We start from the raw sequence: 14,438 nt of genomic DNA on the forward strand, positions 1-14,438 counted from the left end.
ATTTCCTGCTATCTTTGCACCGCATTTTGAAATTTAACAAATAATCTATTAATTAACGTATTTATGAATCAATACGAAACCGTTTTCATTTTAACTCCCGTTTTGTCTGATGATCAGATGAAGGAAGCGGTCAACAAGTTCAAGGGTATCCTGACCAGCAATGGTGCAGAGATTATCAACGAAGAGAACTGGGGCCTGAAGAAGTTGGCTTATGCTATTGATAAGAAATCAACAGGTTTCTACATCCTGATTGAGTTCAAGGCACAGCCAGAGGTAATTAAGACTTTGGAGGTAAATTACCGTCGTGATGAGAAAGTACTTCGCTACTTGACTGTAAAGATGGAGAAGTACGCAGCAGAATATGCTGAGAAGAGAAGAAATAACAAAGTTAAAAAGGAGGATTAATCATGGCACAGCAATCAGAAATCAGATATTTGACTCCGCCCACAGTTGACGTAAAGAAAAAGAAATACTGTCGTTTCAAGAAAAGCGGTATTAAGTACATCGATTATAAGGATCCTGAATTCTTGAAGAAATTCTTGAACGAGCAGGGTAAGATCCTTCCACGTCGTATCACCGGTACTTCTTTGAAGTATCAGCGTCGTGTGGCTCAGGCTGTTAAGAGAGCTCGTCACTTGGCTCTTCTTCCATTTGTAACTGATATGATGAAATAATTAAGGAGGAGTAAGCATGGAAATTATATTGAAAGAAGACGTTATTGGCTTGGGTTACAAGAATGATATTGTAAATGTAAAGCCTGGTTACGGACGTAACTATCTTATTCCTACTGGTAAGGGTGTTATCGCTTCTGAGTCTGCAAAGAAGGTTCTGGCAGAGGATTTGAAGCAGAAGGCACACAAGTTGGAGAAAATCAAGAACGATGCATTGGCTTTGGCTGCTAAGTTGGGTGAGGTTTCATTGACTATCCCTACTAAGGTAAGCGCTACCGGTGTTATCTACGGTTCAGTAAACAGCTTGCAGATTGCAGAAGAGTTGCAGAAGAAGGGCTTCAGCATCGATCGTAAGATCATCATCGTTAAGGATGTTAAGGCTGTAGGTTCTTACGTAGCAACTGTTAAGCTTCACAAGGAAGTTTCTGTTGAGATTCCTTTCGAAGTTGTTGCAGAAGAGGCTTAATCATTACAGAATATGAAAAGCAGGAACTTGTTTCCTGCTTTTTTTTTGTTTCCAGGCGTTCCCATAAGGAGCGCTTCTTTTGTTTTGGGGTTCTCCGGATGAAGTGAAAAAAACATCATAATGATTTTATAAAATGATCCTGATGGTTTTCTGAAATCATCAGGATCATTTTTTCTTTTCTATAGTGTGTTTGGGGTGAAAGAGTTTGCCGATAGGGTGTGTGCATGGAAATGCGTCCTGATAAGAGTTCTTTAGGAAGTATTTTTCTAGTCTTTTTCTTTTAGGTGATTGTCGGATTGTTGTGTCTTGCTGTCGGGTAGGTGAAATGTCAGGGGATGAGATGTTGCCTTTTGCGAAAAGGCAATAAAAAAAGGTTTGTCCTTCACAGGGCAAACCTCTAAGTTTTTTGCTTTCGTAATCTGAATTATTCAGCTACAGGAGCTGCAGTAGTGTCAGCAGCTACAGAGTCAGTAGCAACAGAGTCAGTAGCAACAGAGTCGATAGTCTCAACAGCTACAGTAGTGTCAGCTGCGATGCTGTCAGTTGCAGCAGCCTGCTCAGTTTTGTTACCACAAGATGCGAAAGACATAGCCAAACCAGCTACGAAAACAAATGCTAATTTTTTCATTTTTCTGCTTTTTTAAATCTGTAAAACAATCAATTGCTTATTAAAACATTGCAAAGGTAAGGAGTTTTTTGATACGTTGTACTACTTTGGGCAACTTTTTTTCTTACTTTTTTCCATTTTTCTTATAACTATCTGAATTTCAATATTTTGTGAAATGTTAAAAATGAGGGGCTATTCGAATTTTTTTCCTTAGAAGCGTCTTTTTATGTTATGAACCCCTTTTTCTGTGATTTTTACCCCCTTGGGTTTCTTATTAAAATCTAATTAATGAAGAGAATACAGAGGTATATGGTCATTTTTTTTTATTTTTGTATTTCGTATCTATATAATAAAGTATGACCGAAGCATCTATATTTCAAAATAAGAAGGCGGCTTACTACACTTTGGGTTGTAAGCTGAATTTTGCCGAGACCTCTTCTGTGGGAAAACTTCTGAAGCAGATGGGCGTGGAGACTGTGCGCGAGGGCGAGAAGGCGGATATCTGTATCATCAACACTTGTTCGGTGACTGAGGTGGCCGATCATAAGTGCCGTCAGGCCATTCATAAGATGGTGAAACAGCATCCCGGCGCATTTGTGGTAGTAACCGGTTGCTATGCCCAGCTCAAACCCGGAGTGGTTTCAGCCATCGAGGGCGTGGACCTGGTTTTGGGTGCCGAGCAGAAAGGCGATATCCTGAAGTATCTGGAAGAGCGCCTGCCGCTGTTGCCTCAGGAAAGAAAACCGGCCGACGCTGCGCATGAGTCGCATACGGTGGCCGTGAAGGACATCCGCACCTTTGCACCTTCTTGCTCCTGCGGCGACCGTACCCGCTATTTTCTGAAAGTGCAGGATGGCTGCGATTATTACTGTACCTACTGTACCATTCCGTTTGCCCGCGGACGAAGCCGCAACGGTTCCATCGCCTCGCTGGTAGAGCAGGCCGAAGGAGTGGCGCGCGAGGGCGGAAAGGAAATTGTGCTGACCGGTGTGAACATCGGCGATTTCGGACGCACCACCAAGGAGAGTTTTCTGGATTTGATTAAGGCGCTCGATCAGGTGGAGGGCATTGAACGCTATCGCATCTCTTCGATTGAGCCGAATCTGCTGACGGACGAAATCCTGCAATATTGCGCCACATCGCGTGCTTTCATGCCTCACTTCCACATTCCGCTGCAGAGCGGAAGCGATGAGGTGCTGCGCCTGATGCGCCGCAAGTACGACACGGCCCTGTTCCGTTCCAAGGTGGAGCGTATTTGCGAACTGATGCCCGACGCCTTTATCGGAGTGGATGTCATCGTGGGTACCCGTGGTGAAACGGAAGCCTATTTCGAGGATGCCTGCCGTTTTATCGAGTCGCTCGACATTTCCCAGCTGCATGTGTTCAGCTATTCTGAGCGTCCGGGCACCAAGGCACTGGAAATCGACCATCAGGTAAGCGCCGAGGAAAAGCATCGTCGCAGCCAGATCCTGTTGGAGCTGTCCGACCGCAAACTGAATGCTTTCTACCGCCGTTATCTGGGACAGGAGCGCAGCGTGCTGCTGGAACGCTCCAAGAATCCGCTGGTGATGCACGGATTTACCGATAATTATATCAAGGTAGAGCTGCATCCGGATGCTCCGCTGGAGGATAACCGTATCGTGAAGGTACGTCTGATGGATTTGAACGAAGAAAACGGCATGGTGAATGCCCAATTAATATGATTTCTATGAAAGAGAACGAAGAAAGGGATCGGGTGGCTGTGGTCATCCTGAACTGGAACGGAAAGAAAATGCTCGAGAAGTTCCTGGCCGGAGTGGTTGCGAATACCGAACCGTTGGGAACGGTCTATGTGGCCGACAACGCTTCGACCGATGATTCCATTGAATATCTTAAAAAGGAATTTCCTCAGGTTCCGCTCATCATCCTCGACCGGAATTATGGTTTCGCCGAGGGCTACAACCGTGCGTTGCAGCAGATTGACGCAACCTATTATCTGTTGCTCAATTCCGATGTGGAGGTGACTCCCGGATGGCTCGAACCGCTGGTGCGCTATATGGATGCGCATCCCGAGGTGGCAGCCTGTCAGCCCAAACTGCTGAGTTATTTCCAGAAAGACAGCTTTGAGTATGCCGGTGCTGCAGGCGGTTATCTCGATTATCTGGGTTATCCTTTCTGCCGGGGCCGTGTGCTCGATACGGTAGAGGTGGACCGCGGCCAGTACGACACGGTGACCGAAATATTCTGGGCCACTGGCGCAGCCCTGATGATTCGCCGCGAAGACTATTGGAATGCCGGCGGACTCGACGGAGATTTCTTTGCCCACATGGAGGAGATTGATCTGTGCTGGCGGTTGAACACCATGGGACGGAAACTGGTGTGCATTCCCGATTCGGTGGCTTATCACTGGGGAGGGGGTACACTGCCTAAGGAAAATCCGCATAAGACCTATCTGAACTTCCGGAACAATTTGCTGATGCTTTATAAGAATTTGCCCGACAGTCAGTTGCAGAAGATTCTGTTGGCCCGCATGGTACTCGACGGTGTGGCGGCTGTGCAGTTCCTGCTGAAAGGAAAGTGGGGAGATTTCAAGGCGGTGATTCGGGCGCATAATGCCTACCGTGCCTTTAAGCCACAGTACAAAATCAAGCGCAGCGAGGTGCAGCAGAAGGCTGTTTGTCAGACCCACCGCTGTATCTTCCCCAAGAGCATGGTCTTTCTTTATATGCTGCGTAAGCAGAAAAACTTTTCACAACTTTCCTCCCGCAATCACTTCATGTGTTGAGAGCGGTGAGGGCAGTTCTTGTTTAGGGCACATCCTGCCGGAAAAAGGAAAAAGCGACTTTTAAAAACTTTTTCTGTTTTTTTGAATAAAAATTGTTTTTTAAGGGATTCTTTGCTATTTTTGCATTTACTAAAATAAGTGTAGAAAACCTTGAAAGCAATTAAATATATATTCTTGCTCCTGTGCATGATGCTGGCATCCTGCACGGGCAATTGGCAGAGATGGGTGGATGCCTCGGACGACGAAGTGAAAATCATTCGTTACGATGAGGTGATGGACGATTTTGTGTCTTTGAACAGCTATTCGGCATTGCAGCGGCTCAACACGGAGTTTTCTCTGCAAACCAGCATGCTCATTGAGAATGTACTTGCCATAGGCGATGTGCAGGATCCCGGTATTGACCGTAAACTGCGTGCCTTTTATCAGGATTCCATCGTGCAAAGCTTGTATGCCGAGGTGCGTCGCCAATATGGTGATCTGGAGCCCGAAGAGGAACAGCTGACCGAAGTGTTTGCTGCCTTGAAGAAAGCCGATACCAGTTTTGTGGTTCCGTGTATCTATGCTCAGGTGTGTGCCCTGAACGAGAGTATCGTTATCAGTGATTCCGTTATCGGAGTGGGACTGGATAAATATTTGGGCGCCGACTTTCCTTTGTATAAGGATTATTACTACAGCTATCAGCGCAGAAGCATGGAGCGCGACCAGATTGTTCCCGACATTCTGTTCTACTATCTCGGCGACTTATATGGAGCACATACCAGTCGCACACTTTTGCAGCGGATGGTCACTGCCGGAAAGATTCATTGGATTATCTCGCATTTGCTGAAGAAACCTTTATACGAAGAAATGAATTTCACGGGCGAACGCCGTGCCTGGTGCATCAGCCACGAAAAGCAGGTCTGGAACTGGCTGAAGGAAAATGACATGTTGCAGACAACAGACTGGGCACGCATCAGAGAGTTTATGGACCCCCGTGAGTATACGGTCTTTTTCGGAACCGGATCATCCGACCAGTTGGGACTGTGGCTGGGAGGTCAGATTGTGGACAGTTATATGAAACATCATAAAAAGGCACAATGGCAAGAGCTGCTGCATCTTCATCCAGATACTATTTATCAAAATTCAGGATATAATCCGTAAACGTAAAAAATGGAAGCGGCACTTTATTTATTACCGGTAACTTTGGGCGATACTGCCATCAGTGCAGTGTTGCCGGCATATAACAAGGAAATCATTTTGGGACTGAAGCATTTCATTGTAGAGGATGTCCGTTCGGCCCGTAGATTTCTAAAGAAGGTGGACAGTTCGATTGTGATTGACGAGCTGACCTTCTATCCGATGGGCAAGCACGCGTCGCATGATGTGTTTGCTTCTTATCTCAAACCTTTGGAACAGGGCATCCCGATGGGAATGCTTTCAGAGGCCGGCTGTCCGGCGGTGGCCGATCCGGGTTCGGATGTGGTTGCCATTGCGCAGCGTAAGGGGTTGAGGGTGATACCGCTCGTGGGCCCTTCGTCCATGATTCTGGCAGTAATGGCCTCCGGATTCAATGGACAGAGCTTTGCCTTCAACGGTTATCTGCCGATCAATCCGGGCGAGCGCATTCAGAAAATCAAATCTCTGGAACAAAAGGTTTATCAGGAACACCAGACTCAACTCTTCATTGAAACTCCTTATCGCAATGCAAAAATGATTGAGGAGCTGTTGCGTACCTGCAAGCCATCAACCCGTCTTTGTATCGCGGCCGGAATTACCTGTGCCGAAGAATATATCCATACAAAGACCATAAAGGAATGGAAAGCGACTACTTTGCCTGACTTGAGTAAGATTCCGGCAATCTTCTTGATTTACAAATAACGTTGTAGCCTATGACATGTGGAGCAGATTGCTCTCATCTATCATACAAAAAGCTCTGTCAGTTCCCGAAGACCGTGGAATCTGACAGAGCTTTTTTGTTATCTTTCTTTTAAGGGGAAATAAAATAAGGGATGTTCCGCCAAAATACGGAACATCCCTTTTAGGTTATAGAAACTTATTTCTTCTCCGGAGTAATCACGAAGTTGAACTGATAATCCTGGTAAGGTACCAGATATTCGCCTCGTGGCCATGAGCCCCAGCTGTCGACGCAACCCAGACCCATCTGCTTGGAAGCCAGTTTCACTACAGTGAAGTTTCTTGGAGTGAGGTCGCCGGAGTGACTCTGGTGCAGGTACTTGTCCGGTCCGTCGTCCAAATCTTCAGCCAGATAGTTCAGGGAGCTGCATTCCAGAGGTGCTGTTCCGTAGAACTTCAGACCGTTATTTGCTGAGTTAACCACATTCCAATAGCGCACTTCTGTCTTGTTTCCGCTTTCCTGTGGACGGATATAGCCCCAGTACTGATCGGCTACTTTCTGAGTATAAACACCCAGGCGGTCACCATTGTTGCGGTCTACGTAGTTCTCTCCCGGTCCCTTTCCGTAGAAGTTGATGGTGTTGTACTCCTGCGGCATTACCAGCTGCATACCGAAACGCATCAAAGCCGGCTTGTTCTTGGCCTGTTCGTTGACATCCAGTTTCTGGTCAACCATCAAAGCTCCCTGAGGAGTGAGTGTATAAACCATAGTGAGTGTTGCTTCTACGCCCGGCATGTCGTAAACTGCTTCAACAGACTTGTTCTGTCCGTTATCGGTACACTTGAATGATTTGAGGTTGTACTGCGGATTCTTCCATGCGGCAAAGCGGTTCTGCAGTCCGGCACCGTAGTCATTGTCTGTTGGAGCGCGCCAGAAGTCCGGTTTCAGAGAATAGCCCTTTTCGAGCATCGGTTTGCCGTTCACATCCAGATAGTCCACCCATCCGGTAGCTTTATTGAAGGTTACAGACGTACCGTTTGCTTCGAGAGTCAGGGCTGCCTTCATCTCATCCTTCTTGACAGTCTGCTGTGCCTCGGCTTTCTGATTCAGAACATCTTCTGCTGTCGGGAACTTGTATCCGTTCAGAACAAACTGCTGGCGTGCGATGTCGTAGCCTTTTTCCAATAACGGTTCGTCCTTAACGAGCTTCACATCTACATTCAGAACCAGTTCCTTGTTTTGAGCCTTAGCCTCTTCAATTGCCTTGGTCCAGTCAGCAGTCTGGTTGGTAGATGGCAAGGTTACAGTCTTTTTCTGCTGTGCATCTACATCCAAAGAGCAGCTGCCTTTCAGGATTGATTCTCCCTGAGCCTCCAGAGACCAGTGGATTTCTGCATAATCCTTCAGACCGATAAAGAAGTTTTCATTATAAACCTCAAATTCGCCGCTTTCTGCTTTTACCGGAGTGAGCCAGATATTCTGATAATAGTAGCGCACCTCGTTGGCATGTGGGTTCGGCTTGCGGTCCGGATTGATGATACCGTTGTTGTTGAAGTTGTGGTCGGTAGCCGGATAACGTCCGTAGTCACCACCATAAGTATAGATCATCTTGCCGTCCTTGTTGTAGTCGCGCAGAGCCTGGTCTACGAAGTCCCAGATAAATCCACCCTGATATTTCGGATATTTGCGTACCAGATCCCAGTATTCCTTGAATCCACCCATTGAGTTACCCATGGCATGCGCATACTCACACTGGATCAGCGGACGTGGATTGTCGTTTTTGGCATATCCTTCGCAGCCGCCGTAACCGTAATACATCGGGCAGAAGATATCGGTCTTACCGTTATCTCCGGCGCGCTCATACTGTACCGGTCTGCTTGGATCATAAGCTTTGACTACATCATATGCCTTTTCGAAGTTCGGACCATATCCGGCTTCGTTACCCAAACTCCAGAAGATGATGCTCGGATGATTCTTGAATGTTTTTACGTTCAGTTCATTACGCTCAACGTGTGCCTTCTCGTAGGCCGGATTCTTGGCCAGGGTTGTTTCGCCATATCCCATACCGTGGCTTTCGATATTCGTTTCGGCCACCAGATACAGACCATACTGGTCACACAAGTCATACCATCTCGGATCGTCTGGATAGTGGCAGGTACGAACGGCATTGATGTTCAGCTCCTTCATGATCTTGATATCCTCAATCATGCGTTCTACCGATACGACGTATCCTCCGTCCGGATCAATCTCATGTCGGTTGGCACCCTTGAACAATACCGGTTTTCCGTTGACGAGCACCTGAGCGTTCTTGATTTCCACTTTGCGGAAACCTACATTCTGCGGAATGGTCTCCAGCACCTTGTCACCGTCTTTTACGGTGATATACAGCTTGTAGAGGTTAGGAGTTTCTGCGGTCCACTTCTTCGGGTTCTTTACTTCCCATTGACAAGCCAGAGCTCCGTTTTTATCCACCTTGGTCGTTTCGCTCTTCACGACTTTACCCTGATCGTCTTTCAGTGTCAGTTCTACATCATTGCCTTTGGCATTCTCCAGATTCAACTTGATGTTCAGAGTACCGTCAGTATAATTGTTTACCAGATCCGGAGTGATGAATACATCTTCCAGATGAGTTTCCGGACGGGCATAGAGATATACCTCGCGTGCGATACCGGTAAAGCGCCAGAAGTCCTGATCTTCCAGATAAGAACCGTCGCACCAACGCATCACCTGCATGGCGATGAGGTTCTGTTTTCCCGGTTTCAGGTATTTGGTCAGATCAAATTCGGCAGCTACCTTGCTGTCTTCGCTGTAGCCCACGAATTTACCGTTCACCCACACCTTCAGGTTTGAGGTGGCTGAACCCACATGCAGGAAAATGTCCTCACCTTTCCAGTCGGCAGGCACGAGGATTTCCTTGCGGTATGATCCGGTATAGTTATTCTTTTCTTCTACGTAAGGAGGATTGTTATCGAACTGTGTATTCCAGGCATAACCCACATTCTTGTAGATGCGGTCGCCGTAGCCGTTGATTTCGAAGAGGCCCGGCACCGGGAAGTTGACCCATTTGGAGTCATCAAAATCAGTGGCTTCAAAACCTTTTGGTGCTTCGTTATGGTTGGTTACAAAGTTAAAGCGCCAGTCGCCTTCCAGAGACATAAAGCGTTTTGAATCTTTTTTGATGCCTTTCTGAGCCAGGTCTGTGTTTTCATAGGCAAAGAAAGCAGCGCGAGGTGCTTCGCAGTTCACGCGGTTTACTTCAGGATCGAGCCAGTACGGAGCAGACTTGTCTCCTTTCTGTGCCTGAAGGGCCAAGCTGGAAAGCAAAGCACAAGAAAATAAAAATTGTCTTACCATAGATAAAAATTGTTTAGGATTTATGTCGAAACAAAGATAATATCTTTCAATAAAATATAAAACACGGAGGGCTATAAATTCGTGTTTACCGCATTCTTTCCCTGCCACGTGTCTGATTCTATCATATATTTATATACTTTTTGAGTGAATTCATGGTTCTTCAGTCCCCAGTCCGGTGCAATAAGCAGACTCTTGGGCGACTGGGACACAAAGCGCTCCAGAACGATGTCGCGGCGCAGCCGTCCGACAAAGGCTACGACCAGCCGGATATATTCATCGACATCATAGATATGGAACCACTCCGGATGCTCGGCATACTGATGCGCCATTTTGGTGCCCCGAATCAGTTGGAGCTGATGCAGCTTCAGGGTGGTGAGGGGGAGGGCAGAGAGCAAATCCGCTTCGTGCAGGATGTCCTCTTCCGATTCGCCCGGCAATCCGAGAATCAGATGTCCGCCCACCATGATGCCTCTTTCGGCCGTGCGGATCACCGCCTGCCGGGTCTGTTCAAACGTATGTCCCCGGTTGATGCGTTCCAGCGTGCGGTCGTAAGTGCTTTCAATGCCATATTCCACGAGCAGGAAGGTGCGGCGGTTCAGCTCCGTGAGATAGTCCAGCAGTTCGTCGGGCATGCAGTCGGGGCGTGTGCCGATGACCAGCCCCACGACTCCCGGTGTGGCCAATGCTTCTTCGTATTTGCGAATAAGCTCCTCCAGCTCGCCATACGTGTTGGTATAAGCCTGAAAGTAAGCCAGATATTTCATGTCGGGATATTTTTGGGCAAAGAAAGCCTTTCCCTCCTCCAGTTGCTGCGTGATGCTTTTCTCGGTGCGGCAATAGTCCGGATTGAAGGTCTGGTTGTTGCAGAAGGTACAGCCTCCCAGTCCTTTGCTGCCGTCGCGGTTGGGACAGGTAAAGCCGGCGTTGAGCGATATTTTCTGCACCTTGAAAGGGAAGTGCCGTTTCAGAAACGAGCCGAAATCATTATATAAGAACGGTTTGTCCATTGCTTTTTGCGGTTTATTCTTGATTCTTGTTTTCACAAAGATACAACAAAAGGAGAAAAATCACCGGCTAAAAATGGGGGAATGTTCTGTAAAAACAAGGGTTATCTTCTGTTAAGAGAGAAAAAAGAACTATCTTTGTAGCTCTTAACTTACAGATTATTATTAAAATCAATGATATGAAGAAGATTGCACGCTTGCTTTTGCTGTGTCTGGCGGTTGTGGGCCCCGTGCATGCAGCAAAGAAACTGAATTTGAAAGATTTGTGTAACGGAGTTTATTCCGCCCAGCGCATTTATGGAGTAAACCCCATGAACGATGGCGAGAGCTATTCGCAGTTGAGTAAAGACAACAAGCAGATTCTGAAGTATTCTTTCCGTACGGGAGAGAAAACCGGAGTGCTGTTTGATGTGGCTACTGCCGAGGATGTGAAGTTGGATTACATTGACGGATACATCATGTCGCCCGATGAGAAGAACATTCTGGTACGCACCCAGACCCGTCCTATCTACCGTCACTCCAACACAGCGGTATATTATATTTATAATGTAGAGAACCGCACTCTGGATCCTTTGTCAGAAGGCGGACCGCAGCAGGTGCCGATGTTCTCACGCGACGGAAACATGATTGCCTTCGTACGCGAGAACAACCTCTTCCTGGTGAAGCTGCTCTACAACAACAGCGAGAGCCAGATTACCAAAGACGGTAAATTCAACGAAGTGATCAACGGTATTCCCGACTGGGTGAACGAGGAAGAGTTCTCCAACGACTGCTCTTTCGATTTCAATGCCGACAATACGATGATTGCGTGGGTGAAGTACGACGAGAGCAAAGTGCCTCTTTATTCTTTCCCGCTGTTCAAGGGAGCCGCTCCGGCCATGGACGCTTATGCCAACTATCCCGGTGCGTATGAATACAAATACCCGATAGCCGGCGAGACCAACTCCACGGTGAGTGTCTATTCTTTTGAGATCAAAACCCGCGTGGTGCGCCAGATGAAGTTGCCGCTCCCTGCCGACGGCTATATCCCTCGTATCAAGTTTACCAATGATCCGAACAAGCTGGCCATTTATACGCTCAACCGTCATCAGGACAATCTGGAGATTTACATGGCCAATCCGCGCTCTACCGAGTGCAAGATGATTCTGCGCGACAAGGCTCCTAAATACATCACCGAGAAGGCATACAGCGATGTGCAGTTCTATGGCAACTACTTTGTATTGCAGAGTGAGCGCGACGGTTTCAACCACCTGTATCTGTATAACACCAACGGTTCGCTCGTGAAGCAGGTGACCAAAGGTAAATTCGACGTGACTTCCTTCTATGGTTACGATGAGGCTACCGGTGCGTTCTACTACGCTTCTAACCAGGACAGCCCGATGCGTACCGCCGTGTACTGCACCGCTTCCAACGGTAAGACCACGAAGCTGACTCCGCAGTTGGGACAGAACAGTGCCATCTTCAGCAAGAGCTTCAAGTATTTCATGAACGTATATTCAAACATCAACACTCCGTTCATCACTTCGCTTTACAATAATAAGGGCAAGCAGCTCAAGGTGCTCCTCGACAACAAGGAGCTGAACGAAAAGCTGGCCGGTCTGGATTTGGGTAAGCGTGAGTTCTTCAGTTTCAAGACCTCTGAGGGTGTGGAACTGAACGGATATATGGTGAAGCCGGCCAATTTCGATGCTTCGAAGAAGTATCCGGTAATTCTCTTCCAGTATAGCGGACCGGGCTCACAGCAGGTCGTTGACTCTTGGAACGCCGGAAACATGGGCGGAACCCTTTATGAACAGTATATGGCCGGCGAGGGCTTCATCATGGTTTGTGTGGACGGACGTGGAACCGGTGGCCGTGGTCGCGACTTTGAGCAGTGCACTTATCTGAATCTGGGTAACCTGGAATCAAAAGACCAGGTAGAAACAGCCATCTATCTCGGTTCGTTGCCTTATGTGGACAAAGACAATATCGGTATCTGGGGCTGGAGCTTCGGCGGATTCAACACCCTGATGAGTATGAGCGAAGGCCGTCCGGTATTTGCTGCCGGAGTGGCTGTGGCTCCTCCAACCAGCTGGCGTTTCTATGACACCGTATATACCGAGCGTTTCATGCGCACTCCGAAGGAGAATCCTACCGGTTACGATTGCAACCCGATTTCAAGAGCCGGCAATCTGCACGGTGCGCTGCTGATCTGTCACGGTATGGCCGACGATAATGTGCATTTCCGCAATGTGGCTGAGTATGCCGAGGCTTTGGTTCAGGCCGACAAACCGTTCATGATGTTGCCTTACACCAACCGTAATCATGGTATCTATGGTGGAAACACCCGCAACCATCTGTTTACCAGCATCTCGAACTTCTTTATCCGTGAGCTGAAGTAATTCAGCCTTTCGGAAAAGAGTTGCAGCAGAATTTCTCAGACTGTCGGTCCGCAGGGCAACTGTTTCCTGCGGGAGACGACAGCAAGAGCTATAAAAGCAAAGGAGTTGTTTCGCATCGGGCGAAGCAACTCCTTTATTTGTTTTTAGGTCTGTCCGGATGAGGCTTCTCACCGGATTGTGACGCATGAAAAAAATCATCCTGATGATTTTTCAAAAACATCGGGATGATTTTCTGGTTTTATCGAAATGATTTTCAGAAGACTTTTCGGCTATCGGTTTTTATAGTCACGCACGATGCCTTTGCAGATCCAGTCCGCCAGAGCCTGCCGGTTGCTTGGAATGATCAGTCGCTGCTGGTCTTTCTTGTTTTGGATGTTTCCCAATTCCAGAAAAACCGATGCCGGAGTGGCTTTGCGCAGCACATAAAGCTCGCGGGCGCTGACCGTACCGGAAAATCCCCGGTTTGGCTGATGCTTGTCGTATTTCTGTTCGAATGTTTTCCGGATGTTTTCCGCCAGACGCTTTCCCGTTTTGCTTCCCAAAGCATGATAGAAGAACACATCCACCTGATTGGAGCGTCCCCGGCTGTCCACATGAACGAATACCGCCCGCTTGTAGCTGCTGCGGTCTTTGCGATACAGCTGATTGATTTTGTCACACCGCTGTTGCAGGCGCGCCACCTGGTTCAGAGGGATGCGGCTGCCCATGCAGGTTTCCCGTTCGCTGTTGTTCAGATAGTGGTCGTTCCGGATACCGTCCTTTGCATCCTGAATGATGATATGTACTTTGGCACCCCGTTGCCGCAGGTTGCGGGCCAGGCGCAGGATGATGTCATAGGCATATTCGTCTTCGTGCAGTTCGTGCTTTCCGATATAGCCAATGGCTCCCGGATCGGGACCTCCATGTCCGCTCACCAGATAGAAGCAGGCTCCTTCCAGCTCGTCCGATACTCGGTTAATTTTTTCATACCGTTTGCCGAAGAGCGGTTCCCGGTTACTCATCCTTTCGCTTTTTCGGGTTTTGCGACTTTCCTGTTCCTCGTCTTCTTCGCGGTTGGAACTGCCGGTTTGGGGCAGTTTATAGGAACGCCCCAGAATCAGGCCACCGTCGGCCGTGAACTTACCTTTGTTGATTCGTTTGAACTCTCTGACATTAGCCGGCGTATTGAGCCGGTAGCGTTGCAGTAAAGTCGTGATTCCGTCTCCAGATACGGGTTTTACGGTTGTTTGTGCTTGCATCATCAGGGGACACAGTAAAAGCATTCCCAGAATCGTAGTTTTGAATATAGATTTTTTCATGCGGCAAAAATAAACAAAAAATATTTGTTCGAGAAATATTCTGTTACTCAAAACTGGGT

Annotated in this window: 12 protein-coding genes; 8 read left to right on the forward strand and 4 right to left on the reverse strand. The window is 47.8% G+C overall.

Annotated elements, in window-relative coordinates:
* Positions 1-63 precede the first annotated feature (63 nt).
* Genes rpsF through rplI form a run of 3 tightly spaced genes read left to right on the forward strand, consistent with a single transcriptional unit; the run spans position 64 to position 1,137 of the window.
* Positions 64-405 carry a 30S ribosomal protein S6 gene (gene rpsF, locus DXA74_RS00675; protein WP_118524905.1) on the forward strand — a complete coding sequence of 114 codons (342 nt, stop codon included), beginning with the start codon at positions 64-66 and terminating at the stop codon, positions 403-405.
* Complete coding sequence (rpsR, locus tag DXA74_RS00680) at positions 405-674, forward strand: 30S ribosomal protein S18 (RefSeq protein ID WP_172604765.1); 270 nt, start codon at positions 405-407, stop codon at positions 672-674. Before rpsF ends, rpsR begins: the two co-directional genes overlap by 1 nt.
* A 16-nt stretch (positions 675-690) precedes the next feature.
* A complete protein-coding gene (gene rplI, locus DXA74_RS00685) occupies positions 691-1,137 on the forward strand; it encodes a 50S ribosomal protein L9 (protein ID WP_118524906.1) in 447 nt (148 codons plus the stop codon).
* Between the two features lie 424 nt (positions 1,138-1,561).
* On the opposite strand, the gene DXA74_RS00690 is transcribed toward rplI, so the two are convergent.
* Positions 1,562-1,765: a hypothetical protein gene (locus tag DXA74_RS00690; protein ID WP_118524907.1), complete on the reverse strand. Its 204-nt coding sequence runs from the start codon at positions 1,763-1,765 to the stop codon at positions 1,562-1,564.
* A 335-nt stretch (positions 1,766-2,100) separates the two neighbouring features.
* Between DXA74_RS00690 and mtaB the strand changes: the two genes are divergently transcribed.
* The 4 genes from mtaB to DXA74_RS00710 all read left to right on the forward strand — a co-directional run bounded on the left by mtaB (position 2,101) and on the right by DXA74_RS00710 (position 6,365).
* A complete protein-coding gene (gene mtaB / locus DXA74_RS00695) occupies positions 2,101-3,447 on the forward strand; it encodes a tRNA (N(6)-L-threonylcarbamoyladenosine(37)-C(2))-methylthiotransferase MtaB (RefSeq protein WP_118524908.1) in 1,347 nt (448 codons plus the stop codon).
* 5 nt (positions 3,448-3,452) lie between these two features.
* Positions 3,453-4,508: a glycosyltransferase family 2 protein gene (locus tag DXA74_RS00700; RefSeq protein WP_118524966.1), complete on the forward strand. Its 1,056-nt coding sequence runs from the start codon at positions 3,453-3,455 to the stop codon at positions 4,506-4,508.
* A 150-nt stretch (positions 4,509-4,658) separates the two neighbouring features.
* Positions 4,659-5,648, forward strand: a complete 990-nt coding sequence (locus DXA74_RS00705; protein WP_147400991.1) for a hypothetical protein — start codon at positions 4,659-4,661, stop codon at positions 5,646-5,648.
* 9 nt (positions 5,649-5,657) lie between these two features.
* Positions 5,658-6,365, forward strand: coding sequence for an SAM-dependent methyltransferase (locus DXA74_RS00710; RefSeq protein WP_118524910.1), 708 nt, complete (start codon positions 5,658-5,660; stop codon positions 6,363-6,365).
* A 175-nt stretch (positions 6,366-6,540) separates the two neighbouring features.
* Here the strand turns inward: DXA74_RS00710 and DXA74_RS00715 are convergent, their stop codons facing one another.
* Together DXA74_RS00715 and DXA74_RS00720 are read right to left on the reverse strand one after the other, a co-directional pair.
* Entirely contained in the window at positions 6,541-9,696 is a 3,156-nt protein-coding gene (locus tag DXA74_RS00715; RefSeq protein ID WP_118524911.1) for a glycoside hydrolase family 2 TIM barrel-domain containing protein, read from the reverse strand.
* A 71-nt stretch (positions 9,697-9,767) separates the two neighbouring features.
* A complete protein-coding gene (locus tag DXA74_RS00720; RefSeq protein ID WP_118524912.1) occupies positions 9,768-10,703 on the reverse strand; it encodes a TIGR01212 family radical SAM protein in 936 nt (311 codons plus the stop codon).
* Positions 10,704-10,879: 176 nt separating this feature from the next.
* On the opposite strand from DXA74_RS00720, the gene DXA74_RS00725 reads away from it, so the two are divergent.
* Positions 10,880-13,081, forward strand: coding sequence for a S9 family peptidase (locus DXA74_RS00725; RefSeq protein WP_118524913.1), 2,202 nt, complete (start codon positions 10,880-10,882; stop codon positions 13,079-13,081).
* Between the two features lie 269 nt (positions 13,082-13,350).
* Here the strand turns inward: DXA74_RS00725 and DXA74_RS00730 are convergent, their stop codons facing one another.
* Complete coding sequence (locus DXA74_RS00730) at positions 13,351-14,379, reverse strand: N-acetylmuramoyl-L-alanine amidase (RefSeq protein ID WP_199666048.1); 1,029 nt, start codon at positions 14,377-14,379, stop codon at positions 13,351-13,353.
* Between the last annotated feature and the right edge of the window lie 59 nt (positions 14,380-14,438).

Origin of the sequence: Bacteroides sp. OF04-15BH (assembly GCF_003477995.1) — a bacterium.
Lineage (GTDB): Bacteria > Bacteroidota > Bacteroidia > Bacteroidales > Bacteroidaceae > Paraprevotella.

What these genes read in the sequence shown, in the direction of transcription:
- rpsF (WP_118524905.1), top strand. Translation starts at nt 64, where the DNA reads ATGAATCAATACGAAACCGTTTTCATTTTAACTCCCGTTTTGTCTGAT.
- rplI (WP_118524906.1), top strand. Translation starts at nt 691, where the DNA reads ATGGAAATTATATTGAAAGAAGACGTTATTGGCTTGGGTTACAAGAAT.
- DXA74_RS00690 (WP_118524907.1), bottom strand. Translation starts at nt 1,765, where the DNA reads ATGAAAAAATTAGCATTTGTTTTCGTAGCTGGTTTGGCTATGTCTTTC.
- mtaB (WP_118524908.1), top strand. Translation starts at nt 2,101, where the DNA reads ATGACCGAAGCATCTATATTTCAAAATAAGAAGGCGGCTTACTACACT.
- DXA74_RS00700 (WP_118524966.1), top strand. Translation starts at nt 3,453, where the DNA reads ATGAAAGAGAACGAAGAAAGGGATCGGGTGGCTGTGGTCATCCTGAAC.
- DXA74_RS00710 (WP_118524910.1), top strand. Translation starts at nt 5,658, where the DNA reads ATGGAAGCGGCACTTTATTTATTACCGGTAACTTTGGGCGATACTGCC.
- DXA74_RS00715 (WP_118524911.1), bottom strand. Translation starts at nt 9,696, where the DNA reads ATGGTAAGACAATTTTTATTTTCTTGTGCTTTGCTTTCCAGCTTGGCC.
- DXA74_RS00720 (WP_118524912.1), bottom strand. Translation starts at nt 10,703, where the DNA reads ATGGACAAACCGTTCTTATATAATGATTTCGGCTCGTTTCTGAAACGG.
- DXA74_RS00725 (WP_118524913.1), top strand. Translation starts at nt 10,880, where the DNA reads ATGAAGAAGATTGCACGCTTGCTTTTGCTGTGTCTGGCGGTTGTGGGC.
- DXA74_RS00730 (WP_199666048.1), bottom strand. Translation starts at nt 14,379, where the DNA reads ATGAAAAAATCTATATTCAAAACTACGATTCTGGGAATGCTTTTACTG.